Consider the following 24,126-nt stretch of genomic DNA (forward strand, 5'->3'; position numbering starts at 1 on the left):
AAGGAGAACCCCATGGCGAAGCCCGTACTTCGCAAGCCCAAGAAGAAGGTCGGCCCGGTCAAGGCCGTCAAGGTCGGCACCATCGACTACAAGGACACCGCGACCCTGCGGAAGTTCATCTCCGACCGCGGCAAGATCCGTTCGCGCCGCGTGACCGGGGTGTCCGTCCAGGAGCAGCGCCTCATCGCGAAGGCCGTGAAGAACGCCCGCGAGATGGCTCTGCTGCCCTACACCGGCGCCGGTCGCTGAGGAAGGGGATCGAGATGGCAAAGCTGATCCTCACCCACGAGGTCACCGGTCTCGGTGCCGCGGGCGACGTCGTCGAGGTCAAGGACGGGTACGCCCGCAACTACCTCGTCCCGCGCGGTCTGGCGACCCGCTGGACCAAGGGCGGCCAGAAGCAGGTCGACCAGATGTCCTCCGCGCGGCGCTCGCGTGCGATCGCCACCGTCGAGGAGGCGCAGGCCACGCGTGACCGCCTGCAGTCCGGCCCCGTCACCGTGTCGGTCAAGGCCGGCGACTCCGGCCGTCTGTTCGGCGCCGTGTCCAGCGTGGACATCGCCGAGGCCGTTGCCGCCGACGGCGGTCCGCAGCTCGACCGTCGCACGATCGAGATCCCGGCGCCGATCAAGTCCCTCGGCGAGCACCGGGTGCAGGTCCGCCTGCACGCGGACGTCTCGGCGACCCTCGTCGTCGAGGTCGTGCCCCAGGCCTGATGCACGTCTGAGCGGGTCCTGACCCGCATCGAACGGCCCGGCCCCCTGACTGGGGGCCGGGCCGTCGGCGTTGTGCCGGCGGCGGCTCGGGCGTAGTCGCCGCAGGGCCGGGCCGTCGGCGTTGTGCGGGCGCTGGAGCTCCCGCGCTCCCTCTCTGCGCTGAGACATCGGGTTGTGTCTCGAGGCAATGGGCTGGGGGCATTGTCTGGCTACACAACCCATGGGCTCGATGAAGGGCAGGCGGCCGGGCGCCCAGATGTTGCGCCAGTGCTGGGCCTCCCGTGCCCCTTCTTGCGCCGTTGCTGCACCCCCGCGCCCCCTCTTCGCGTCGAGACATCGGGTTGTGTCTCGAGGCAATGGACTGGGGGCATCGTTTCGATACACAACCCATTGGCTCGATGAACGGCAGGCGGCCGAGAGCGGGCGAGCTGGATGGTGGCCGGGCCGGGGTCAGACGACGGCGATGCGGGCCGCCAGCGCGGCGGCGAGGCCGAGCGCGACGTCGAAGGTGATGTTCCAGGCGAGGCTCACCTGCTCCGCACGCAGCGGTGTGTGCGCGCGGCGCATCATCAGGGTCAGCGCCGCGGTCTGCACCGCACCCGAGGCGGCTCCGACGAGCGTGGCCGCGACGACGAAGCGCAGCGGGTCGGGGTCCGCGACGGCCCACGCCAGCGCGACGGCCACGCCGGCAAGACCGACGAGCAGGGTGCCCATCCCGGACCACCGGTCGCTCGTCCATCCCGCCACCGGTCGGCCCACGGCGACGGCTCCCTGGATGCCGAAGGCTGCCACGACGGCGAGGGTCCCCGAGGCGGCGTCGGACAGCGCCCCTGCCGACGAGAGCACGAAGCCGTAGGCGATGACGGCCAGGGCGTGCACCGCCACGGTCGGCAGCACGAGCGCGAGGACCGCCGTCCGGCCGGCCCGTGCGCGTGGTCCCTGCGTGTCCGAGCCCTGCGCACCTGGCCCCTGCGCGCCTGGTGACTGCGGGGCCTGCGCGCCTGTGCGCTGAGCGCTTGGTGCCTGCGCGGATGGATGAGGCGCGGTCTCTGCACGGGGCAGCTCCGCTGCGGCGGGGCTGACCAGGGCCGAGTCATCCGGGGAAGGGTGGTCCAGGGCGGAGCCGTCCCGGGCCGAGCCGACCCGGGCTGAGTCGTCCTGGGCCGGGCCGTCCAGCGCAGAGCCGACCCGGGCAGAACCGTCCTGGGTTGGATCGCTCACGCCGTGGGGCTCGTGGTCGGTCTCGGCGTCGAGGACCTGGGCGTTGTCCGAGCGCGGCAGGGTGGGGACATGGTCGGTGGGCGCATCGGTCAGGCCGGGCCGGCCGTGCTCGCCGACGCGCCGCGCCGCGAGGACGGGCACGACGCCGAGGGCCGTGAGCCCCGCGCCGCCGGCCGCCACGCCGAGCACGCCGGCCGCCTCGGTCAGCGCGAGCGCGGCGGGCGCGGCGACCGTCCCGCCCATCGCCGAGGCCAGGCCGTACAGCCCCAGCGCACGACCGGCGGTGCCGGCGTCGGCGAGCTCGCGGACCCAGGCCGCACTCGTGACGACGAAGACGCCGAAACCGACGCCGACGAGGACCAGTCCCGGCCACCCACCGGCCAGGGGGAGCGCGGCGAACCCCAGGGCCATGGCGCCCAGGCCACCGCCGACCGCCCGGGAGCGCACCCGCAGCCACCGGCCGGCCAGGGGCACGAGGGGCTGGACGGCGATGACGCAGGCCATGAACACCGCCGTGCGCGTCCCGGCCGAGACGCCGCCGCCCACCAGTGCGACCGGAGCGGAGGTGTACAGGCCGTAGAAGGCGCCGAAGCCGCATCCCGACGCGATCGCGACGAACAGGACCGCGCGCAGGTCGGGGCGCTCGATACGGGGGCTGGTCATCGCCTCGATCCTCGGACCCGGACGCGGGTCGGGCAAGTTCAGGACCCCTCCCCGAGCACCATCCACCGGGTGCCACGGGTGCGCACGTAGGTCGTCACCGCGCGCGCCCCCATGAACACGCCGGCGAAGGCCACCCAGAGCCACACGAGCCCCCACGTGCCGCCCGGACCCAGCTCGACGACGGCCCAGGCCGCCGGCAGGTAGGCCACCAGGGTGAGGATCCCGGCCACGGCGAGGAACGGCCCGTCGCCGGCCCCCATGAGGATCCCGTCGAGCACGTAGACGAGCCCCGCCAGTGCCATGAGCGCCCCGACGACGACCAGGCACCACACGGCGGCGGCGCGCACGTCCGGGTCGGTGGTGAAGATCCGCACGGTCAACGGCCCGGTCGCCGCGACCACGACGCCGATCGCGCCACCGGCGACGACCCCCCACCAGAGGCAGCGGCGCACGAGACGACGCACGGCGTCGGCGTCACCGCGGCCGAGCCCCTGACCGACCAGCGCCTGGGCGGCGATCGCGACGGCGTCGAGGGCGAAGGCGCACAGCGACCAGATCGAGGTGGTCACCTGGTGGGCCGCGAGCCGAGAGGGGCCCATGGTCGTGGCGACCGCGACGGTCACGAGGATCGCCCCGCGCAGCGTGAGGGTGCGGACGAACAGCGGGAGCCCGGCCCGTGCGGAGGCCAGCACGCCCAGGCCCGAGGGGGCCAGCGACACCCCCTCGCGGCGGGCGCCACGCACGACGACCCGGGCCATGACCGCGCCCATCCCCACCTGGGCGATCGCGGTCCCCACGCCGGAGCCGAGGATGCCCAGCCCGAGCCCGTAGATGAGCACGGCGTTGAGGGCGGCGTTGGCGATCGCCCCGCCGACGGCGACGTACAGCGGCGTGCGGGTGTCGAGCAGGCCCCGCAGGGTGCCCGTGGCCGCCAGCACCACGAGCATGCCCGGCAGGCCGAGGGCCGAGCCGCGCAGGTACGTCACCGCCTCGCTCGCCACCTCACCGGTGCCGCCGAGCACGCCGACCAGGGCCGGTCCGCCGACGACGAGCCCGGCCGCCAGCACCAGGCCGAGGCCCACCGCCAGCCACATACCGTCGATGCCGGCGCGGATGCCGCGGTCCCGCCGCCCGGCGCCGACGAGCCGGGCGGTGGCGGCGGTCGTGGCGTAGGCGAGGAACACGCACACCCCCACGAGTGTGGAGAGCACGGCCTGGGCGATGGCCAGGCCCGCCAGCGAGCTCGTCCCGAGGTGACCGACCATCGCCGAGTCGATGATGAGCAGCAGCGGCTCGGCGACCAGCGCGCCCAGCGCGGGCAGCGCGAGGCGGAAGATCTGCCGGTCCGTCTCGCGGCGCTCGTCGCCCCGCCCGCCGGCGCCCTCGGCGCCGAGGTCGGCTCGGCCTGGGCCGTGCATGGGACCTCCTCGGGCTCGGCGTGCGGGCGGCGGCCACAGCGTAGGCCGGTCCGACGAGGTGGGGTCGGGCCGTGTCGTCCACAGATGTGGGGACGGATCCTGCGTCCACACCCTGTGCGGGACCTGGTGGGACTGCGGCCGGCGTCCGAGGCGGCGCCGGGCCTCGCGCGGCAGCGCCCGCCGACGCGCCCTGTCGGGTGAGCGCCGGACCCGGTCCGGGAGCACCCGACGGGACGGGCCGACCGGCGACCTCGTGCGGATGAACCCACAACCTTCTCCACAGGTGTGCACAGCCTCACGGTGTTCGTCCACACCCCGTCCACGGCCGTCGCCGCACTCGTGCACAGTGAGGGTTTGGCCGTGGCGGCGTCGGGTCGTACGGTCACGTGGGCCCGCGCGCGCGGGCCCGGACGAGGAGTGGGCGTGGCAGAGGACCCGGGCGCGGGCAGGGGCGACTTCGACCGGACGCCGCCGCAGGACGTCCCTGCGGAGCAGTCGGTGCTCGGCGGGATGCTGCTGAGCAAGGACGCGATCGCCGACGTCGTCGAGGAGCTGCGCGGCGTCGACTTCTACAAGCCCGCCCATGAGCTCGTGTTCGAGGCGATCCTCGACCTGTTCGGCCGGGGTGAGCCGGCGGACCCGGTCACCGTCGCGGCGGAGCTGACCCGGCGTGGCGAGATGGCCCGCGTCGGCGGCGCCCCCTACCTGCACACGCTCGTCTCCTCGGTGCCCACCGCCGCCAACGCGGGCTACTACGCGCGGATCGTGCGCGAGCAGTCCGTGCTGCGCCGCCTCGTCCAGGCCGGCACGCGCATCGTCCAGCTCGGCTACGCGACCGACGGCGGCGACGTCGAGGAGATCGTCAACACCGCCCAGGCGGAGGTCTACGCGGTCGCCGACCAGCGCAGCTCGGAGGACTACCTGCCGCTCAAGGAGCTGGTCGCCCCGACGATCGACGAGCTGCAGCGCATCGAGTCCCGCACCGGCGACGACGGCGCCGTCCCCACCGGCTTCACCGACCTCGACGCGCTGACCAACGGCCTGCACCCGGGGCAGATGGTCATCATCGCCGCCCGCCCGGCCATCGGTAAGTCGACGATCGCGCTCGACATCTGCCGCCACGCCTCGATCCGCAACAACATGGCCTCGGTGATCTTCAGCCTCGAGATGGGGCGCACCGAGATCACCATGCGCATGCTGTCGGCGGAGGCCGGCGTCTCGCTCAAGCACATGCGCGAGGGCTCCCTGCGCGACGACGAGTGGTCCCGTATCGCCGGGGCCTCCGGGCGGGCCTCGGACGCGCCGCTGTTCATCGACGACAGCCCGAACATGTCCCTCATGGAGATCCGGGCCAAGGCGCGCCGGCTCAAGCAGAACCACGACCTCAAGCTCATCGCCGTCGACTACCTCCAGCTGATGAGCTCGGGCAAGCGCGTGGAGTCCCGTCAGCAGGAGGTCTCCGAGTTCTCGCGCGCCCTCAAGCTCCTGGCGAAGGAGCTCGAGGTGCCGGTCATCGCCGTCGCGCAGCTCAACCGTGGACCCGAGCAGCGGGGCGACAAGAAGCCGATGATGTCCGACCTGCGCGAGTCCGGCTCGCTCGAGCAGGACGCCGACGTCGTCATGCTCCTGCACCGTGAGGACGCCTACGAGAAGGAGCACCCGCGCGCGGGCGAGGCCGACATCATCGTCGCCAAGCAGCGCTCCGGCCCGACCGGCACGGTCACGGTCGCCTTCCAGGGCCACTACTCGCGCTTCGTCGACATGGGGCACTGAGCGGCTGGTCGTCTCCCACGACGGCGGGGCGAGCGTCCCGTGGTCAGGTCGAGCCGTCGAGCTCCGTCCTCGTGCCGACCGGGCCGAGACAGGTGGCCGATCTCGGTCAGACGCCGAGGACGACGAGCTCGTTCCCGCTCGCGTCGGCCAGCCGCCACCGGCACGCATCCTCCTCGAGCAGCCGGCCCCCCGCGGCGGTCGCGGCTGCCACCCGGGTAGGCGCGACCGCGTCCGGCACCGCAAGCTCGAGGTGGAGTCGGTTGCGTTGCGCCAGTCGGTCGGACTCGGAGGTGTCGACCTGCTGGAAGACCAGCGGGGGACCGAGCCTGCGCGGATCGACGATGTCCGTGACGTCCGGACGCCTGTCGGCGAAGTAGCCGAGGGCGGCGCACCAGAACCGCCGTGCCGCCTCGACGTCCGCGGCGTCGAGGAACACCTGGACGAAGCGTGGCAACGCGGGATCGGGGGTCGCGCCGAGCTCCCGGGCGGCGCGCTGGATCCGTGCGGCGAGGTCGGCGACGTCGAGATCACGCCCGTGCGCGTCGGCGTCCCACATGTCCTTGCCGGTGTCGAGGACGACCAGGCCGGGTCTGAGGTCGACCAGGAGCGGGAACTCAGCGTCGTCGGCGATGTGCGCGGCGGCGGCCGCGAGGTCGAGCTGCTGCTCGACGTCGTCGGTGCGGTAGCACGCGACGGCACCGAAGACGGCGTGCCAGTCCTCGGTCGCCGGGGTCGACCCGAGCGGACCGCCGGGCACGAGGTCGACCTCGTTGCCGTCCGCGTCACTGTGCCGCACCCCGAAGGGGCCGCCGGGCTCGCCGAGGGCCGCTCGCGCGATCCGAGACGCGGGTCGGACGACGTCGATGTGGATCCGGTTGCGCAGCGGACGGTGATCGGTCGACGCGCGCAGGACCAGGTCGGGATCCCGCACCAGGGGGTCGGTCAGCCGTGTCTCGGCCCCGTCCCCGGGGGCGTCCGCGCGGTCCGTGCCGTCCCAGGGCGTTCGGTCGAGCGCCCGTTGCCAGAACGGGAGCAGGGCGGCCGGATCAGGCGACTCGACGATCACGGCGAGCTCGTCGAGCGAGCGCGGTCCCCCGTCCAGGTCGAGCTCCGGTGCGTCCGTCCCGGCCACCATGCGGATGCGTACCCCGGTCGCGCGCACGTCCACCGCCCGCCAACCCTCGCGGGCGAGGATCGGGTGCGCGAGCCCCACGCCCGCGCTGAGCGAGTCGGCGTCGACCCACGTGGTGTCCGCGCCGTCGATCGTCCACCACTGTGTGTCCGACATGGCGACGACGCTAGATCCGCCGTCAACCACGGCTGTCGGCTCAGTGGCACGTAGATGACGGACGTGCCACGATGGTCACATGCGTGCCACGGTCGTCCTCGGTCAGCAGGGTCGCCTGGTCGTGCCCGCCGACGTCCGTGCGGCGCTCGACCTCTCCCCGGGCGACCGGTTGGAGCTGACCGTGACGGGCCGGCGGGTGGTCCTCGAACGACCGCAGGACGCGGCCCGCGAGCTGAGGGGGCTCGCCTCTGCCGTGCCGGACTCGCGCTCGCTCGTCGAGGAGCTGCTCGTGGAGCGTCGCCGTGCGGCGGAGGCCGGCGAGTGACGGTGCTCGACGCCTCGGCCGTGCTCGCCCTCGTGCACGACGAGCCGGGTGCCGACGTCGTGGCGGCCAACCTCGAGGGCGCGCTGCTCGGAGCGGTGAACCTCGCCGAGGTGGTGGGCAAACTGATCGATGCCGGGGCGGACGTCTCGCGGCTGCGGGAGCTGCTGGTGACCGCGGGCGTGCAGATCGAGCCCGTGCTCGCCGACGACGGCGAGATGGCCGGCGCGTTGCGCGCCGTCGACGGGGGAGAGCGGCTCTCGCTCGGGGACCGGTGCTGCCTGGCGCTGACGCTGCGCGCGTCGTCGGCGACGGTCCTCACGGCCGACCGCGCGTGGGCCGACCTCGACCTGCCGGTGTCGGTCCGCCTCATCAGGTGACCCGGCTGACCGACGACGCCCTGCCGTCCCCCCGGCCCGGGGGCGAACCCCGCTGAACGCCGCATGTCTCACACCCGTGACGGCCGTCCGATCATCGCGCGCACGTCCGAGCGTTGAGACCATGAACAGGGGCATCCCGCGGGCCCGCGACCCGGCCCGCAACAGTCGGAGAACGGAGGGACCGACCCGTGACAGACATACCCGCTCGGGCCAGCTCGATCGGCGAGTGGTTCTCCGCGCGCAGCGGTGAGATGGTCGCCAGCCTCATCAACGTCGTCATCATCCTCGTGGTGGCGATCGTCGCGCGCGCCGTCCTCGGACGCCTCATCGTCCGGCTCGCCGAGAGGATCGTCGAGTCGCGGCAACGCATCGACCGGGCGGCGTCGAACGCCCGGCGCAAGGGCTCCGAGGCGAGCCTGGACGCGAACGGGCGCCAACGGCGACAGGCGCAGCGTGCCCGGACCATCGCCTCCGTGCTGCGCAGCATCGCCTCGTTCGTCATCTTCGGCGTGGCCTTCATGATGATCCTCGGCGAGGTCGGGATCAATCTCGGCCCGATCCTGGCCAGCGCCGGCGTCGTCGGGCTCGCGATCGGCTTCGGCGCGCAGAGCCTCGTCCAGGACTTCCTCTCCGGGCTGTTCATGATGGTCGAGGACCAGATCGGCGTCGGTGACGTGGTCGACGTCGGCGACGCGGTCGGCACGGTCGAGGAGATGACGATGCGGATCACGAAGATCCGCGACCTCGACGGCAACCTCTGGTACGTGCGCAACGGCGAGATCCGGCGGGTCGCCAACATGAACCAGGACTGGGCCAACGCGGTGATCGAGATCCCGCTCGACTACTCGGTCGACCTGCCCGCCGCGAAGCAGGTGATCGAGGCCAGCCTGGCGGAGTTCTCCGCGGACCCGGAGTTCGCGTCCGAGATCCTCGACAAGCCCGAGGTGAGCGGCGTGACCAGCATCGGGAACGGCGCCGTCACGGTGCGCATGATCCTGCGGACGCGGCCCGGTTCGCAGTGGGCGATCGGCCGCGCCGCACGTGCCCACCTCAAGAGCCGGTTCGACCGGGAGGGGATCAAGGTCGCGGTGCCGATCTTCCCGCAGAACGCCGCCGGGGCGACCAAGCAGGGCTGATCGCTACCTGCCACGTCAGGCCGGCGCGCCGGGGTCGGGGCCACCGACGTCGTCGGCCGGTCCCCCGACGAGCGGGGCTCCCGGCCGCCCCGTGCCGGGACGGCGACGGTGCTCAGTCCGTGCCCTCGCCCTGGCCCTTCTCGTAGGGGGCGAGCAGCTCCGCCGGCACCTTCGAGGCGCCGACGACGCCGCTGAGCAGGAGCGGGTCCACCGGTTCGCCGCGGTGCAGCACGCTGATGGCCCCGGTCGGCTCGAACGTCACGGCCGCCACCTGGCCGTAGTGGTTGATGCCGGCGAGCCGGAGCCGGGTCTGGAGCTCCCCGGGCAGGACGTGGCACGCCTTCATGTGCTCGTCGATCACCTGCGAGCCCGCCATGAGCAGCACGGGTCGGGCGACCAGCGCCCGGTTGCCGCCGCGGACGTGGCGCACGAGGCCGACGAGCGCCTGCATCGTCAGCAGGGTGACGAGCGCGACGAGACCGCCGGCCAGCACCGGCGCCTCGCCCAGTGCGGCACGGCCGATGACGGACCCGAACGCGATGACGGCCACGAGGTCGAAGCTCGACATGCTCGACAGGACCCGCTGCCCGAGCACCCGCACGAGCAGGACCATCGCGAGGTACATCCCCGCGGTGGCCGTGACCACCGCGAGCGCCTCCGTCGGGGTGATGAACAACAGGTCGCGCACGGGTCCTCCGTCGGTCGTCCGGGGCCGGGGCCCGCGCCGACGTCGGTTCCGGCGTGGCGCCCCGGCCTCCCTTCCTGCCCGACATCATCCGCCCATGGCGGCACCGCCGTCGTCGGTCCGCCGTCGCCCGCCGGCTACCGGCCGAGGTTGCGGAACTCCCGCACCGCGAGCGGGACGAAGATCGCCATGATGACGACCGGCCACAGGATCGCCGCGCCGAGTGCGTGCCCGTCGATCCAGTAGCTCGCCTCACCGGTGCCTGCGCCGGGTGTCGCGAACAGCTCGCGGATCGCGCTCGCCGTCGAGGAGACCGGGTTCCACGCCGCGACCGCACCGAGCCAGCCCGGCATCATCTCCGGCGGGGTGAACACCGAGGAGATGAACCCGACCGGGAAGGCGACGACGAACAGCGATCCGGCCACCTCGGTGTTCTTGACCCGCAGCCCCAGGTAGATGCCGACGAAGATGAGGGCGAGCCGCAGCCAGAGCAGCAGCACGAACGCGAACAGTGCCTCGCCCACGGTCCCGCCGGCGCGCCAGCCGATGACCAGCGCCAGGACCGCGATGGTGACAAGGTCGACGGCCGCCTGGATGAGGTCGGAGACCCCGCGCCCGGTCACCACCGCGGACGGGGACATCGGCATGGACCGGAAGCGGTCCATGAACCCCTTCTCCTTGTTGAGCGTGACGGCGAAGGCCGTGTTCATGAATCCGAAGGCCATGGTCATCGCGAACATCCCGGGCATGGCGTAGTCGATGTAGCCCTCGCCGGCGCCCTGCCCAGTGACGTCCATGGCCGAGCCGAAGACGTAGACGAACATCAGCACCATCACCACGGGCATGCCGAGCTGCCAGGCGAAGGTGGACGGCTGGCGCACCAGGTGGGTGAGCTCCTGGACGACGATCGTCCAGCAGTCCTTGAGCGCCCACCTCAGCCGGGTCAGGGGGTCGGTCGCGTGGACCGGTGCGGTGGGGACGGCCGGGCCGGGCGTCCGCTGGTCGGCGGTGGTCATCAGGCGGCCTCCGAGGTGGTGCGGGCGGTCAGGTGCAGGAAGGCCTCGTCGAGCGTGGGTCGGCGCAGGCCGATGTCGTCGATCTCCAGGCCGAGCCGGTCGACCTCGGCCGCCACCGCGGTGAGGGCGTGGACGCCCGCCGCGACGGGGGCGCTGACGCTGCCGTCGGCGACCGTCACCTCGACGTCGGTGATCCGGCGGACGATCTCGGCGACGCGCGACAGGGTCCGGGGGTCGGCCGCGGCGACCTCGAGCCGCTCGTCGCCCATGCGCCGCTTGAGCCCGGCGGGGGTGTCGTCGACGAAGTTCCGTCCCTGGTCGATGACGCTGATCCGGTCGCAGAGCTTGTCGGCCTCGTCGAGGTAGTGGGTCGTCAGCAGCACCGTCGTGCCCTGGGAGGCGAGGTCGCGCACCGCCTGCCAGACCTCGCGCCGCCCGGCCGGGTCCAGGCCGGTCGTCGGCTCGTCGAGGAAGAGCACCTGGGGGGCGAGGATCATGCTGGCGGCCAGGTCCAGCCGTCGCCGCATGCCGCCCGAGAAGGTCTTGGGCGACCTCGTCGCGGCGTCCTGCAGTCCGAAGAGCTCCAGCAGCTCGTCCGCCCGACGGCGGGCGTCCGCCTTCTCCAGCCTGAACAGCCTGCCGAAGATGGTGAGGTTCTGGCGGGCGCTGAGGATGTCGTCGACGGCGGTCTGCTGCCCGACCAGCCCGATGCTCGCGCGAACCTCGCGCGGGCGGCTGCGCACGTCGTACCCGGCCACGGTCGCCTGGCCGGCGTCGGCCCGTGTGAGCGTGGCGAGGATGCGCACCGTCGTCGTCTTGCCCGCACCGTTCGGGCCGAGCAGGCCGTGGACGGAGCCGCGCACCACGGCGAGATCCACGTCGTCCAGCGCGACCTTCTGTCCGTAGCGCTTGCCGAGGCCCGCGGTGCGGACCGCGAATCCTGACTGGTTCATCGTCGCCTCCCAGGCGTTCTGAGTACACTGCACGCAGCACAGTAGCGTACGCTGTCCGCAGAACGCAACCGTTTCGGGACAAGGGGTGGAGATGTCCGAGGAGAACCCGCTCGCGCGCAGTCACCAGCTGCTCTGGGAGGGTCTGCCGTCCACCGGCAAAGGGCCGCGGCCGACACTGACCCTCGACCAGATCGTCGGCGCGGGCATCGAGATCGCCGACTCGGAGGGCATCGATGCGCTCTCCATGCGCAGGCTCGCCACGGAGCTCGGGATGGGCACGATGTCGCTGTACCGGTACGTGCCGAACAAGGGCGAGCTGCTCAACCTCATGCTCGACCACGTCAGTGGCGCCCAGCACGGCCGCGTCGACCCGGACGGTGACTGGCGCGCGACGCTGAGCGCGGTCGCGCGACGCAGCAGGGAGATGTATCTGAGCCACCGCTGGCTCCTGCAGGTCAACTGGTCACGCCCGGTGCTCGGCCCCGGCAGCGTCTCCCAGATGGAGGAGACGGTGGCGGGCCTGGCTGATCTGCCCTTCGGCGACCAGAAGAAGATGATGGTGATCTCCCAGCTCGACGCCTACGTCGTCGGCTCGGTCCGCGAGGAGATCCTCTACGAGCGGGCCGCCGAGGAGAGCGGCATGACCGAGGACGAGTTCTGGAACAACCAGCTCCCGGTGCTCGTCAAGGAGATGGAGTCCGGGAGGTTCCCGGCCATGGCGGCGTTAGACGCGGACGTCTTCGACGCCGACTGGACCGACTCCTTCGAGCTCGGGCTGCGTTTCCTCCTGGACGGGATCGACGCCGAGGTCACCCGCAGCCGGGCGGCTCGCTGACGCCGGACGCCAGCTGCCTGACGGCTCGCGAGCCGGCCGGCAGACCGCGAATCTCGGGTGACCGGTTCCCGGGTGCCCGCTACGTTCTCGTCCATGACGACGACGTTCCTCCCCGACGGCTTCGAGCCCCCGCGGGAGCTGGCCACGGACGACTTCCGGCTCGAGCCGCTGGGCCCGCAGCACAACGCCGCCGACCTCGCCGCCTGGTCCTCGAGCGTCGAGCACATCCGCGCCACGCACGGCTACCCCGACGGGTCCTGGCCGCCGCCGGAGGGCATGAGCCTCGAGCGCAACCTCGCCGACCTCACCCGGCACGCGGACGATTTCGCCTCCGGCAAGGGCTTCACCTTCACCGTCCTCGACCCTGCCGACGGCGACGTCATCGGCTGCGTCTACCTCTACCCCGACCCCGCGCCGGAGCACGACGTCAGCGTCCAGTCCTGGGTGCGCGCCACCCACGCCCACCTCGACGCCCCGCTGGCCGACGCCGTCGCCGCCTGGATCGAATCCGACTGGCCCTGGGAACGGCCCAACCGGTACGGGCGCTGAGGTGCCGCGCCTACGCGCTGCGGCGACTCGCCCCGGCTATCCGCCCCGGAAGACGTCGACGTGCACGTGGTCGAGGTGGCGCAGGATCTCGTCCGCCGGGGCGGGCGCGTCGTAGCGCTGCCACGCGCCGCGCCGCGTGCGCGCGCTCCACACGCGGTCGTCGAAGATGACGTACTGGACGTCGAGGCGATCGGCGTGAGCGACCAGCCAGTGCGCGAGGTGCCAGCCACGCCGCCGGTTCTCCTCGGTCACGGGCTGGAAGAACACGTCGACGGCGCGGCCCTCGTTGTGCGTGGACTCGCCCGCCCGCTGCACGCCACCGGGGGCGAACCCGCCGAGGCTCAGGTCGCCGAACACCTCCGCCATCTCCGCCCGGACCCGGTCGGCCCGCGGGGTCAGGCCCGTGTCGGTCAGCCCCTCGACGGCCAGGTCGTCGGGGACGGCGCCGCGGCAGGACAGGCTGGGTCCGGCGTCGTCTGGGGGACCCTCGGTCAGGCGGGCGAGCACCGCGTCGTCGATGTCCGCCACGTCCGGGCCCGGCTCGCCGCGCGCGGTGAGGGCGACCGACGTCGTCGCCCGGCGCGCCTGGTCGCGGTCGATCCCGACCTCGCCGTCGGCGGTGGTGACCGTGCACTCCTGCCCGCCCACCCCGGGCAGGTCCACGGCCCCCGGCAGACGCAGCGCCACCACGGCCACGACGAGCGCCGCGAGGAGGACGAGGACGAGCAGTGCGCTGCCGGTCCGGGACCTGCCGCCGGACGCCATGGGAGAACGGTCGCACGCCGCGGCGACCGGCGGGTGCCGCGCCCACCCGCGCCGGGCGTCCACCTGGTGGGCGAGGAAGCAGATCCGGTTGGTCGGTCGCGGCGGCCCGGTAGCGTGCCGACGGCCCAGCGCGCACCGCTGCCGGCACGCCGCCCACGGGCGCGACGGGCCCATCTCCACCATCGACGACGGGAAGAATCAGCATGGCTCAGAACGTGATGTTCTCCGGCGGGATCCCCGCCGACGGCGCCAAGGGGGTCTTCACCCTGCTCGCGGAGACCGTCGGGGACCGGGCGCTGAGCTGGCCCGACGGCGAGACCACCCCCGAGCGACGGGGCTGGATCGGGGCCGTCAACAACGAGGTCCTCGCGCCGGCGCCCTGCTTCGAGCCGGTCGAGACCACCCTCAGCCTGCCCGAGGACCACCCGTACCACGCGTTCAAGACGCTGCGGATCCGCCCCGGCGCCACCGTCGACCTGCGCGGGCGGCTGCCGTACGCGAAGGACGCGATCGACTCCTACCGCGTCTTCACCGAGCTCCGCGCGCAGGGCCGGATCCCCGCCGGCGTCCGCTTCCAGGTCTCCGTGCCCGGCGCCCACGACGTCATCTCGGTGACCTTCCCCGACGCCGCCGAGTGGCCCGTCGTCATCGAGGCCTGGCAGGAGGCCCTCCAGGAGGAGTACCGCCGCATCCTCGAGGTCGTCCCGGCCGAGGACCTGTGCCTCCAGGTCGACTACTGCACCGAGATGATCCACATCGGCGGCACCTGGGCCCGGCTGTTCGACTGGGTGCCCGAGGCGCCGGCCGAGGAGCTGTTCTCGACCTACACCTCCGAGGAGTACGTGCGCGGCCACCTGGCCGGCCTGCCGGAGGAGGTGCGCATCGGCTACCACATCTGTTGCGGCACCTCGCCGAGCTTCCCGGTCCAGCCGCTGGCCGATGTCTCCCTGCCGGTGCGCCTGTCCAACGCTCTCCAGGAGGCCTCGGGCGGGGTCGTCAACTTCTTCCACCTGCCGGCGCTGCCGGACTCGGGTGACGCCTACTTCGCGCCGCTGGCTGACCTAGCGGTCGGCGACGCCACCATCTACCTCGGTCTCGAGTGCAACGACGGCATCGAGGAGATGGACCGGCGCATGACGGCGGCCCGGACCTACCTGCCGGATTTCGGGGTGGCGCACTACTGCGGCTACTTCTGGAACCAGGCGATCATGCGTGATCTGCTCACCACGCTCGCCGAGGGCGCTGACCGGCAGGCCGCCACCCTCTGACGCACGCGCACGCGCACGCGCCGTCCCGCGGTGCCCTGCGCAGTCCCGCGCCGAGGTGGACCCTTCTTGTCCGAGGCAGACGTCGCAGAGGTCTGTCCGGGTCGAGTTCGGTCCACCTCGGCGGGAGGGGCGGTGCGGGCGCTGACGCAGGGCGGTGCGGGAGGGGCGGTACAGGCGGGCTGCTGAGGGGTCAGTCGCCGGCGACCCAGGCGCGGACGGCCTCGGCGAGGACCGCGTCGTCGACGCCGTGCCACTCCCCGGGCACGACCTGCACCGTGGCGGCGGCGACGGTCTGGCCCAGCTGCTCGACGCCGGCCAGCATGCCCGGGTCCGTCGCGTTCGAGGCGATGACGAGCGTGGGGGTGCTGATCCCCGCGAAGCGCTCCGCCGAGGTGCCGGGCAGGAACGTCAGCTCGTGGACGATGGTGCGCGTGTTCTCCAGCTCCTCGTGAGAGGGCGGCGGCATCTCGTCGAGGATCTCGGCCGGGACCCCCACGACGTCGACGTTGAACCAGCGCCGGGCCTCGTCCAGGTCGGCCTCGATGAGGCGCTCGGCCTCGGCGCGGGCAGCAAGCTCCGGGTCCTCGGGCATGAGCGGGGGCTCGAGCAGCGCGAGGCGTGCGGCCGAGGTGCCGGCCTCGGCGGCGATGAGCAGCAGGGTCGCGCCCGAGGAGAAGCCGTAGGCGGTGACCGGGCGACCCTCGGCCAGGGAGATGACCGCCTCGAGGTCCTCGAGCTCCCGCTCGACGGCGTAGGGCGCGGTGGTCCCGCTCTCGCCCGTGCCGCGCCGGTCATAGGTCCAGACCGTGAAGTGCTGCGCGAGCGCGGCCGGCAGGCCCGGCTGCGGGGTCGTCGTCCGTGAGGTGGCGACGCAGTGGACCATGACGAGGTCCGGGCCGGAGCCCGTGCGGCTCCAGGCCAGCTCGGTGCCGTCGGAGGAGGTGACGGTGCCGTGCTCGGTGGCGGGCGCGGTGCTCCGCCCGGTGGCGGTGGTCGTGGCTGACTGGTCGGTGGTGGTCACGTCGTGCTCCTGGTTCGTCGTCGGGATCTCTCGTGCGTTACGCGGTCCATCGGTCGTGCGGTCGTTCGATCTGTCGTTCGGTCGGAGGGTGGACGGTGGTCGGTCGGTCGGCGTGCTGTCGGCGGTGGTCCGTCGTCGGGGATCGAGGAGGACGGGACTCAGCCCGGCACGGGGGCGTCGGTGCGCAACCACTGGGCGACCGGGCGGCCGTCGCGCCGCCACCAGCGGCTCGACGGCGTCTGCGGCCACCCCTTGGGGGAGTCCTCCCACACCTCCTGGCGGCCCAGCGGCGTCCTGTCGAGCAGCCCGTAGGCCATGTCGAGCACCTCCGTCCCGCGTGCCGTGATCTCCCAGGCGAGGTAGACGTCCTCGTCCTCGCGAAGGTAGGAGCGCAGCATCCCACCGTGGGCGAGGGCCGGGTTGTCCCGGACGCCGGCGGTGGAGTACCAGGGCATCGTCCAGCCCATGAAGTCGCGGTAGGCGGAGATCTCCGGCCACGACCCCTCGCACACGACGGCGAAGGTGGTGCCCCGTTCGGCGAGGTAGGCGCGCATCGCGTCGGTCACCTGGCTCATCGAGAACGTGCAGCCCTCGCACTGGGCGTGGTGGTCCTGCCCGGCGTGCCACATGAAGGAGTAGGTGAGGAGCTGCCGACGCCCCTCGAACAGGTCGACGAGAGCGACCTCCCCCTGCTCGCCGACGAGCACGGCCGGGTCGACCCGCGTCAGCGGCAGGCGCCTCCGGGCGGCGGCGAGCGCGTCGCCGGCCCGCGTGTGCGCCTTCTCGGCACGGAGATGGTCGGCCTGGGCGCGCTCCCAGGTGGCTCGGTCCACGGTTCGCCCGGCGGTGAACATGACGCTATGTTTAACAGAGCACGCACTATGTTGTCCATACTGAATGTGCGAGGATGGGGGCATGCCGATCAAGCGCTCCTACGCCGACCAGGGCGACGGGTGTGCCACCGCGCACGCGATGGAGCTGCTCGGGGACCGCTGGACCTACCCCGTGCTGCGCGAGCTCATGCTCGGCCCCAAGCGTTTCGGCGAGCTCGCGGACGGCCTGCTCGGCATCACGCCCGCGGTGCTCACGGCGCGGCTGCGGACGATGACCGAGGCCGGGCTCGTCGAGCGGGTGGACCTGCCCGGCGCCTCGCCGTCGGCCGGGTACCGGATCTCGTCGTGGGGACGCGAGCTGCTGCCCGTGTTCAACGCCCTCGGGCGCTGGGCGATGTACTCCCCGGTGCGCGTCGAGGGTGGGGGACTGACCCCCGACGGCGCCGTGCAGTCGATGCTGACCATGGCCCCCGCGGTCGCCCCGGCGCGGCCGATCGAGCTCGAGCTGCGGCTGTTCGACGGCCGCCGCACGCCCGTGCGGACCTACACCTATCGGCTGACCTGGGCCGACACGCTGGACATCGTCCGGGAGCCCGCGCCGGACGCGCGCGCCGTCGTCACCGGGGACTCCTCGACCTGGGCCGGCGTGCTGCACGACGGCGCGCCCCTGGACGGGGTGGAGGTCACCGGCGACCTCGAGGAGGTCCGACGCCTGGTCGCGACCTTCACGGGGGTCGTGGCGGCCTGACCCGGACCCCGGGGAACAGGACTCAGGCGCGGACGAGGTCCGGGGACGGCGTGTCCGCCACCATCCCCGCCGATCGGTAGGCGGCGATCGCGGCCGCGTTGTGCCCCTCGGTCTTGACCAGGACGCTCGAGGCGCCCATCTCCCGCAGGTGGCTCGCGGCGGCGAGGGTGATCGCCCGTCCGAACCCTCGCCCGCGGTGGTCGCGGTGCGCGCCGAGCGGCTCGATGAGGCCGGGTCGGCCCCGGCCGGAGGACCAGACCGTCGTCGCCGCGACCGCCGCGCCGTCGTCGTCCAGGGCGAGCAGGCAGCGCGCGTGGGCGTACGACGGCGACGCGGCCATCGCCTGCCACTGCTCCACGGTGAAGCGTGAGACGCCGAAGGAGGCGTGGTGCACCGCCACCCGGTCGGCGGCCAGCTCGGGCCCGACGACCTCGACCCGCACGCCCGGCCCCGGCACCGGCGCGGTGAGGTCCATGCGCAGCGGCGCCCACTCCTCGCCCGTGCCCCAGCCCGCGGCCAGCAGGTGGTCGGCGAGCGCGGTGCCCGCCACGATCTCGACCGCAGCAGCGCCGGCGTCCAGGACGCCCCGGCCGGGCTCGTCGAGGTCGGCCACGATCGTCGCCGCGAGCTCGGCGTCCCCGGCCGCGGCCGGGTCGATCCCGAAGCGCACGAGCCGTTCGCCGTCGAGGAACCCGACGGCGAGCAGCTCGCCGCCCCGGTGCCAGGTGCGCAACGCGCGGGCGGTGACCTCCGGGCCGTGCCGCAGGTACCAGGCGACGTCGCCGGGGTGGAGCTGGATCGGCGCGCCGTCCACCTGCCAGGGCCGCAGTCCGTCGACGACGGCGGTGACCCCGGTCGGGCGCGGCGTGCTCAGCGTGATCGCCATGCCCCGATGACAGCGCAGACCGGCGTCCGGGGCGAGCCAATAACGGGGCCGGCCGGTGACCGGCCGGCCGGCTGCGTCGCGCGGGCTACCGTCGGAGACACCATGGCTCCGCAGTCACCGCCCGCTCCCACGCGGCTCCCGGTCCCCGTCTCCCTGCTCGACCGTTCCCGCACCCGCGAGGGCGAGCCCGCCGGTGACGCCCTGACCACCACCGTCGAGCGCGCCGAGCGCGCCGAACGGCTCGGCCTGCACCGCGTCTGGGTCGCCGAGCACCACGCCGTCCCCGGGATCGCCTCGGGCGCGCCACCGCTGCTCATGGCGGCCATCGCCGCCCGCACCCGGCGCATCCGCGTGGGCTCGGCGGGCGTCATGCTGCCGAACCACCGTCCGCTCGTCGTCGCCGAGCAGGCGCGGATGCTCACCGCCCTTCACCCGGACCGCATCGACCTGGGGATCGGCCGGTCCCTCGGGTTCACCGCGCCGGTGCGCGAGGCTCTCGGGGTCACCGGCTACGGCCTGTCCGACCTCGGCCGCGACCTCGACGCGCTCACCGCGTTCCTGCACGACGCCGGACCCGTCACCGCGATGCCCCGCGACACCCCGGCCCCGCCGGTGTACGTCCTGGCCACCGGCTCCGGGCTGCCGGTGGCGGCCGAGCGGGGGCTGCCCGTCGTCGTCGGGGGACCGCTCCTGACCGGCGACCTCGCCCCTCTCGAGGACTACCGCCGCGACTTCCGGCCGAGCGCGACCGAGCCCGAGCCGCGGGTCCTCGTCAGCATCGACGTGCTCGTGGCCGACACCGAGGCGCGTGCGCGCGAGCTCGCGCTGCCCGAGGCGTGGGCGATGGTCGAGTCCACCGCCCGCGGCGCCTTCCCGCCGCTGCGCACCGCCCCGCACGCCCGGCTCACCGAGAAGCAGGAGGCCGCCGTCGAACGGCACCTGTCCACCGGCGTGCACGGCACGTCCGAGCAGGTCGCCGCCCGGCTGGCGGCACTCGTGGCGCGGACCGGGGCGAGCGAGATCGTCGCCTTCTCCTCGACGCACGACCGGGCGGCGCTCGCGGCCTCGGACGAGGCGCTCGCCGCCCTGTCCGGCCCGGCGTCGTCGTGATGCGTCGGGCGGGCGGTCCCGGCGAGGATGGGGTGGTGAGCGACGCGCCCCGGCCACCCCTCCCGCCCGACGCCGCACCTACCCACGACGACCGACCCACCGACGACGCCGCACCCACCCACGACGGCGCCACCGCCCCCGGCGCACCGCCGGCGGTGCGCTTCGCCGCCGTCGGGGACAGCTTCACCGAGGGCGTCGGCGACCCCCTGCCCGGCGGCGGCGTGCGCGGCTGGGCCGACCTCGTCGCCGAGGGGCTGGCCGCCCGGCACGGCCGCATCGGCTATGCCAACGTGGCGATCCGCGGACGCCTGCTCGGCCCGATCGTCGACGAGCTGCTCCCCACCGCGCTCGACCTCGACCCCCGGCCCACGATCCTCACCCTCAACGGTGGCGGCAACGACATGATCCGGCCCCGCTGCGACGTCGATGCCCTGGCGGCACGCACCGAGAGGGCCGTGGACCGGGCGCTCGCCGCCGGGGTGGAGGTCGTCGTCGTCGCCGGCGCGGACCCCTCCGACGGGCTGCCCTTCGCCCGCAGCATCCGCGAGCGGGGGAGGGCCCTGACCCGCGCCGTCGAGCAGGTCGCCGCCGCGCGCGGGCTCACCTTCGTCAACGCCTTCGCCGAGACCGAGCTGCGCCGCGCCGAGCACTGGAGCGAGGACCGCCTGCACCTCAATCCGCACGGCCACAGCCGGGTGGCGGACCTCGTGCTGACGGCGCTGGGCGTCGATCCCGGGGTCGCCCGCGAGCGCCCGGCCCCCGTGCGGCGCACCCGCCGCGACGACGCGGTCTTCGTCGGCCGCCACGTCCTGCCCTGGGTGGGCCGGCGGCTGCGCCGCACCTCCTCGGGTGCGCGGCGCACGGGCAAGCACGCCGACTGGGTCGAGCTCAGCGCGTCGTAGGCGCCCGCTACCTGCGGATTCCGACAATCACCGCGTTTCGGACTCAACCGGTGCGCATTGCGACATTTTCTAGTAGTTTTCCCTCATCAATCCCGGTCTGAGCGGGGGTGGTCAGGTCCGGGCCCAGGTGGTGACGACTGGAGTGACCAGATGGACGACCCGAACTTTCCCCTGTGGCTGCGCGCGACGCACCTCATCAACTTCGTCCTCATCGGGATCCTCCTGCGCAGCGGGTGGGAGATGCTCTCGTCGCTGCCCCGGCTGTGGTGGCGCAACGACAGCAAGCCGGGCACCGAGTGGCTGCGCTTCACGCGGCAGAGGCTCCCGCAGGAGGAGGGGGTCTACACCTCGCTCATGGACGAGCGGAGCCTCAGCCCCCTCATCGGGCTCCCGGGACGGAAGAACATCGGGCTCGGCCGGCACTTCCACGGCCTCGGCGTCACGCTCTGGCTGATCAACGGCATCGCCTACGTGGCCCTGCTCCTCGGTACCGGGCTGTGGCGACGCATCATCCCCACCGACTGGTCCGTCTTCCCCGAGGCGTGGGAGTCGTTGAAGATCTACCTGGGGCTCGGCGTGCCCGGCATCGAGCACTTCCAGCCCTACGACGCCCTGCAGATGCTCGGGTACACCGCCGTCATCTTCGGCCTGGCTCCGCTGCTCATCCTCACCGGGCTGGCGATGTCGCCGGCCATCCGCTCGCGGTTCCCGCGGTACGTCAAGCTGCTCGGCGGCCACCAGGGCGCCCGGTCGCTGCACTTCATCGCCATGGTGCTGATGACCCTGTTCATCGTCATGCACGTGGGCCTGGTCTTCCTCGTGCACCCGGAGTACAACCTGCCGCACATGGTGTTCGGCGTGACGGACACCTCGCGCTACGCCCAGGCCTTCACCACCGTGATCCTCACGATCGTCGCCGTGTTCGCGTTCTGGATCGCGCTGAGCTACGTCTCGCTCATCAACCGCCCGCTCACCCAGAAGGTGCTCGTCACGCTCACCGAACCCGTCCGCCGGATCGGGCTCAACTGGATGCGTCCGCGGATGCAGCGCCAGGACGTCTACACCGACGCGGACATCTCCGAGTTCCACTGGACCAACGGGCTGCCGCCCACTCAGGACGAGTCCACCGAGTGGCTCCACCACCGCGACACCGGCTGGCGCGACTGGCGCCTCGAGGTCGGCAGCACCCTCGACGGCACCCGGACCGAGCTGAGCCTCGACGACCTCAGGGCCATGCCGAGGACGGAGTACGTCGCGGTCCACACCTGCATGCAGGGCTGGTCCGCGACGTCGAGGTGGGCCGGCGTCAGGCTGACCGAGGTCCTCGACCGGCTCGGGCCCCGGCCCGAGGGCGCGAACTACGTGATGGTCACCTCCCACGGGCTCGCCCAGGAGATGTGGGACCACCGCCCGCGCGAGCCGTTCTACAGCGTGCTCGACATGAAGATGGTCGAGGAGGACGACACGATCCTCGCCTACGAGCGCAACGGGCACCCCCTCGACATCCATCTCGGCGCGCCCCTGCGGCTGCGCGTCGAGTCCAACCACGGGTACAAGATGGTCAAGTGGGTGCGGAGCGTGGAGTGGATCCGCGACTACGCCGAGTACGGCGACGGACGTGGCGGCACCCGCGAGGACGGCGCCATGCAGGCGTTCAACGGAGTGATCTAGACCTTGGGGGAAGAGTTGATCAGCACGATCTTCGACGTCGACGGGATGACGACCAACGGTGACGTGCTCGCGATCCGCGCTGCGATGTACCGGGTCGAGGGCGTCGGCGGGTTCTCCTCGGAGATCGAGCCGAGCGGCTCGCGCATCATCCTCAAGCACCGCGACGACGTCGCGCTGGACCCCGCCGTGATCGAGCGCGCCCTGCGGTCGGCGGGCAGGTACTCCCTCGTCTGACAGCGTCGGCGACGACGGGCGCGACGAGATCCTCAACCGTCCGTGCGACCCCGACCCCGGGTGCGGCGCTCGACGAGCACGACGACGGCGAGCGCCGCCGCGAGGAGCACGGAGCTCTGGACGGCCTTCGACACCGCGGTGACCCCCTCGGGCAGCGGTGCGAGGAAGCCGACCAGCACCCCGCCGACGACGAGGGCGGCCCCCGTCAGGGCCACCTGGCGCACGCGCCAGCGCCCGCGCGCCGTGACCCGGCGCAACCACAGCGCCCACACGAGGGCGACCACCAGCGCGAACGTCAGGCCGCCCCAGGTCGGCGGGACCAGGTCGAGGACGACCTTCCCGCCCACCCCCACCAGCAGCACGACGGGCAGGGCGACCGGACGCGGGTCGGGCGAGGCCGGGTGGACACGCACGGGCCGGCCGAGCGGTGACAGCGCGAGCGCCATGAGCGCGACGATGCCGACGAGCACCCCCGCGACCTGCCCGAGGCTCGGTACGTAGCCGTAGATGTCGCGGCCGTCGGCATGGATCGCCACGGCGACCACCGCCAGGAGGACGACGGCGACGACGGTGCCCACGCGCCCGAGCAGGGGTCGGCCGGCGTGCCGGGACGCCAGACCTGAGTGGATCGCCAGCGGGGCGCCGACGCTCATCATCACGTGGCCGAGCACCCAGGCGACGGTCGCGTAGGCGCTGAACCCGGCCGCCCCGACCAGGGTCGGCTCGCGCAGCTCGGCCCAGGAGGCGACGTCGTCGCGGTGCTCGCCGAACATCGACAGGTCGATGATCCCGGTCATCGCCAGGCCGAAGGCCGCGGCGAGCAGCAGGACGCCCGGCCAGCCCCGCCCGGTGCGCACCGCCAGGTCGCGGATGAGCAGGGCGGCACCCCCGTAGAGCGGGGCGAGGAAGAGCGCGGTCCCGGCCATGAGGGCCAGGTCCCCGGTGCCGGCGAGGTAGGCCTGGAGCATCTCCGCGCAGACGGGGGCGGCCAGGGCGAGCAGGAGGATCGACACGACTCGCTGCCGCAGCGGGAGCATGGCCGCACGTTAACAGAGTGCCCACTCCATTAACTAGGGTGGCGGCATGGCACGCCCCGTGGACCCGGCCCTGCGCGCCGCGCGACGCCTGCAGCTCATCGACGCGGGGCTCACCGTCCTCGCCGAGCGCGGCGCCGCGGCGACGACGGCGGAGATCTGCCGCGCGGCGGGGGTCGGTTCCGGGACCTTCTTCCACCACTTCCCCACCAAGGACGCCCTCGTGGTGGCGATCGTCGAGCACGGCACCCAGGAGACCCGCGACCTCTTCGCCGCGCAGGACCCGGACCGCCCGCCGCGCGAGGTGATCCACGGCTACGTCGCCGCCGCGGTCGCCGACCTGGCCGACCCCCGGGCCGCCGGCTTCGTCCGTGCCGTCGGCGCGATGACGCACCGCCCCGCCATCGCAGTGGCGCTCGCGGACGACGAGCGGGCGGTCGCCGGTCCGCTGACGGAGTGGGTGGACGCGGCCCAGCGCGCCGGCCAGGCGCGGACGGACCTCGACGCCGGCCGGCTCACCGCATGGGTCCTGCTGCTGGTCGACGGCGTGGCCTCGGCAGCGGCCGGTGGGGGGTTCGACGTCGCCCGGGAACGGCAGGTGCTCGACGAGCAGCTCGACGCGCTCCTCGACGGACCCGCGCGCTGACGCCTCCCGTGCGGACCGCCCCACCCTGCGGGCGCCGGAACGCCGTCGGGCGG

General features: G+C 73.3%; 26 protein-coding genes. 15 read left to right on the forward strand and 11 right to left on the reverse strand.

The features are described from left to right. Positions 1-12: 12 nt before the first annotated feature. Together rpsR and rplI are read left to right on the forward strand one after the other, a co-directional pair. Positions 13-249 carry a 30S ribosomal protein S18 gene (rpsR, locus tag AC3D3D_RS08890; RefSeq protein WP_425707274.1) on the forward strand — a complete coding sequence of 79 codons (237 nt, stop codon included), beginning with the start codon at positions 13-15 and terminating at the stop codon, positions 247-249. Between the two features lie 14 nt (positions 250-263). Continuing rightward, positions 264-716, forward strand: coding sequence for a 50S ribosomal protein L9 (gene rplI / locus AC3D3D_RS08895; protein WP_463662851.1), 453 nt, complete (start codon positions 264-266; stop codon positions 714-716). 450 nt (positions 717-1,166) lie between these two features. Here rplI and AC3D3D_RS08900 read toward each other — a convergent pair whose 3' ends face one another. Then, positions 1,167-2,600 (reverse strand): MFS transporter, encoded by a 1,434-nt coding sequence (locus tag AC3D3D_RS08900; RefSeq protein ID WP_463662852.1) that lies wholly within the window; start codon positions 2,598-2,600, stop codon positions 1,167-1,169. Positions 2,601-2,638: 38 nt separating this feature from the next. After that, on the reverse strand, positions 2,639-4,018 hold the full coding sequence (locus tag AC3D3D_RS08905) for an MATE family efflux transporter (protein ID WP_463662853.1): 1,380 nt from the start codon (positions 4,016-4,018) through the stop codon (positions 2,639-2,641). Positions 4,019-4,435: 417 nt separating this feature from the next. Between AC3D3D_RS08905 and dnaB the strand changes: the two genes are divergently transcribed. Continuing rightward, positions 4,436-5,791, forward strand: a complete 1,356-nt coding sequence (gene dnaB / locus AC3D3D_RS08910) for a replicative DNA helicase (protein ID WP_463662854.1) — start codon at positions 4,436-4,438, stop codon at positions 5,789-5,791. Between the two features lie 106 nt (positions 5,792-5,897). Here the strand turns inward: dnaB and AC3D3D_RS08915 are convergent, their stop codons facing one another. After that, the gene (locus tag AC3D3D_RS08915; RefSeq protein WP_463662855.1) at positions 5,898-7,079 is read right to left on the reverse strand and encodes a VOC family protein; all 1,182 of its coding nucleotides are present in this window, start codon (positions 7,077-7,079) and stop codon (positions 5,898-5,900) included. A 79-nt stretch (positions 7,080-7,158) separates the two neighbouring features. On the opposite strand from AC3D3D_RS08915, the gene AC3D3D_RS08920 reads away from it, so the two are divergent. The 3 genes from AC3D3D_RS08920 (at position 7,159) to AC3D3D_RS08930 (ending at position 8,917) form a co-directional block, all read left to right on the forward strand. Next, positions 7,159-7,404: an AbrB/MazE/SpoVT family DNA-binding domain-containing protein gene (locus AC3D3D_RS08920; protein WP_463662856.1), complete on the forward strand. Its 246-nt coding sequence runs from the start codon at positions 7,159-7,161 to the stop codon at positions 7,402-7,404. Next, positions 7,401-7,781 (forward strand): type II toxin-antitoxin system VapC family toxin, encoded by a 381-nt coding sequence (locus AC3D3D_RS08925; RefSeq protein ID WP_463662857.1) that lies wholly within the window; start codon positions 7,401-7,403, stop codon positions 7,779-7,781. The genes AC3D3D_RS08920 and AC3D3D_RS08925 overlap by 4 nt, the downstream gene beginning before the upstream one ends. A gap of 188 nt (positions 7,782-7,969) precedes the next feature. After that, positions 7,970-8,917: a mechanosensitive ion channel family protein gene (locus AC3D3D_RS08930; RefSeq protein ID WP_463662858.1), complete on the forward strand. Its 948-nt coding sequence runs from the start codon at positions 7,970-7,972 to the stop codon at positions 8,915-8,917. 112 nt (positions 8,918-9,029) lie between these two features. Here the strand turns inward: AC3D3D_RS08930 and AC3D3D_RS08935 are convergent, their stop codons facing one another. From AC3D3D_RS08935 to AC3D3D_RS08945, 3 genes are all read right to left on the reverse strand, one after another. Next, positions 9,030-9,605 (reverse strand): DUF421 domain-containing protein, encoded by a 576-nt coding sequence (locus tag AC3D3D_RS08935; RefSeq protein WP_463662859.1) that lies wholly within the window; start codon positions 9,603-9,605, stop codon positions 9,030-9,032. A 134-nt stretch (positions 9,606-9,739) separates the two neighbouring features. Then, a complete protein-coding gene (locus AC3D3D_RS08940; RefSeq protein ID WP_463662860.1) occupies positions 9,740-10,618 on the reverse strand; it encodes an ABC transporter permease in 879 nt (292 codons plus the stop codon). Next, complete coding sequence (locus AC3D3D_RS08945) at positions 10,618-11,571, reverse strand: ATP-binding cassette domain-containing protein (protein WP_463662861.1); 954 nt, start codon at positions 11,569-11,571, stop codon at positions 10,618-10,620. Before AC3D3D_RS08945 ends, AC3D3D_RS08940 begins: the two co-directional genes overlap by 1 nt. A gap of 91 nt (positions 11,572-11,662) precedes the next feature. On the opposite strand from AC3D3D_RS08945, the gene AC3D3D_RS08950 reads away from it, so the two are divergent. Next, positions 11,663-12,406: a TetR/AcrR family transcriptional regulator gene (locus AC3D3D_RS08950; protein WP_463662862.1), complete on the forward strand. Its 744-nt coding sequence runs from the start codon at positions 11,663-11,665 to the stop codon at positions 12,404-12,406. A 93-nt stretch (positions 12,407-12,499) separates the two neighbouring features. Then, a complete protein-coding gene (locus AC3D3D_RS08955) occupies positions 12,500-12,955 on the forward strand; it encodes a GNAT family N-acetyltransferase (protein WP_463662863.1) in 456 nt (151 codons plus the stop codon). A gap of 36 nt (positions 12,956-12,991) precedes the next feature. Here AC3D3D_RS08955 and AC3D3D_RS08960 read toward each other — a convergent pair whose 3' ends face one another. Continuing rightward, positions 12,992-13,720 (reverse strand): VldE C-terminal domain-containing protein, encoded by a 729-nt coding sequence (locus tag AC3D3D_RS08960; protein WP_463662864.1) that lies wholly within the window; start codon positions 13,718-13,720, stop codon positions 12,992-12,994. Positions 13,721-13,923: 203 nt separating this feature from the next. Here AC3D3D_RS08960 and AC3D3D_RS08965 point away from each other — a divergent pair, with 203 nt between their 5' ends. Beyond that, entirely contained in the window at positions 13,924-14,988 is a 1,065-nt protein-coding gene (locus AC3D3D_RS08965; protein ID WP_463662865.1) for a hypothetical protein, read from the forward strand. A gap of 190 nt (positions 14,989-15,178) precedes the next feature. On the opposite strand, the gene AC3D3D_RS08970 is transcribed toward AC3D3D_RS08965, so the two are convergent. Continuing rightward, positions 15,179-16,009 (reverse strand): alpha/beta fold hydrolase, encoded by an 831-nt coding sequence (locus AC3D3D_RS08970; RefSeq protein WP_463662866.1) that lies wholly within the window; start codon positions 16,007-16,009, stop codon positions 15,179-15,181. Between the two features lie 158 nt (positions 16,010-16,167). Then, entirely contained in the window at positions 16,168-16,863 is a 696-nt protein-coding gene (locus AC3D3D_RS08975; RefSeq protein WP_463662867.1) for a DUF899 family protein, read from the reverse strand. A 61-nt stretch (positions 16,864-16,924) separates the two neighbouring features. Between AC3D3D_RS08975 and AC3D3D_RS08980 the strand changes: the two genes are divergently transcribed. Beyond that, positions 16,925-17,590, forward strand: a complete 666-nt coding sequence (locus AC3D3D_RS08980) for a winged helix-turn-helix transcriptional regulator (RefSeq protein ID WP_463662868.1) — start codon at positions 16,925-16,927, stop codon at positions 17,588-17,590. A 22-nt stretch (positions 17,591-17,612) separates the two neighbouring features. On the opposite strand, the gene AC3D3D_RS08985 is transcribed toward AC3D3D_RS08980, so the two are convergent. After that, positions 17,613-18,476, reverse strand: a complete 864-nt coding sequence (locus AC3D3D_RS08985) for a GNAT family N-acetyltransferase (protein ID WP_463662869.1) — start codon at positions 18,474-18,476, stop codon at positions 17,613-17,615. Between the two features lie 102 nt (positions 18,477-18,578). Between AC3D3D_RS08985 and AC3D3D_RS08990 the strand changes: the two genes are divergently transcribed. From AC3D3D_RS08990 to AC3D3D_RS09005, 4 genes are all read left to right on the forward strand, one after another. After that, on the forward strand, positions 18,579-19,586 hold the full coding sequence (locus AC3D3D_RS08990) for an MsnO8 family LLM class oxidoreductase (RefSeq protein ID WP_463662870.1): 1,008 nt from the start codon (positions 18,579-18,581) through the stop codon (positions 19,584-19,586). Between the two features lie 35 nt (positions 19,587-19,621). After that, the gene (locus AC3D3D_RS08995) at positions 19,622-20,488 is read left to right on the forward strand and encodes an SGNH/GDSL hydrolase family protein (RefSeq protein WP_463662871.1); all 867 of its coding nucleotides are present in this window, start codon (positions 19,622-19,624) and stop codon (positions 20,486-20,488) included. Positions 20,489-20,638: 150 nt separating this feature from the next. Beyond that, on the forward strand, positions 20,639-22,159 hold the full coding sequence (locus tag AC3D3D_RS09000; protein WP_463662872.1) for a molybdopterin-dependent oxidoreductase: 1,521 nt from the start codon (positions 20,639-20,641) through the stop codon (positions 22,157-22,159). 15 nt (positions 22,160-22,174) lie between these two features. Next, positions 22,175-22,393 carry a hypothetical protein gene (locus AC3D3D_RS09005; protein ID WP_463662873.1) on the forward strand — a complete coding sequence of 73 codons (219 nt, stop codon included), beginning with the start codon at positions 22,175-22,177 and terminating at the stop codon, positions 22,391-22,393. Between the two features lie 32 nt (positions 22,394-22,425). On the opposite strand, the gene AC3D3D_RS09010 is transcribed toward AC3D3D_RS09005, so the two are convergent. Further along, positions 22,426-23,430 carry a hypothetical protein gene (locus tag AC3D3D_RS09010; protein ID WP_463662874.1) on the reverse strand — a complete coding sequence of 335 codons (1,005 nt, stop codon included), beginning with the start codon at positions 23,428-23,430 and terminating at the stop codon, positions 22,426-22,428. 46 nt (positions 23,431-23,476) lie between these two features. Here AC3D3D_RS09010 and AC3D3D_RS09015 point away from each other — a divergent pair, with 46 nt between their 5' ends. Beyond that, complete coding sequence (locus tag AC3D3D_RS09015) at positions 23,477-24,073, forward strand: TetR/AcrR family transcriptional regulator (RefSeq protein ID WP_463662875.1); 597 nt, start codon at positions 23,477-23,479, stop codon at positions 24,071-24,073. The last annotated feature ends 53 nt before the right edge of the window (positions 24,074-24,126 follow it).

The sequence above is a fragment of the Georgenia sp. X1117 genome (genome assembly GCF_057784635.1).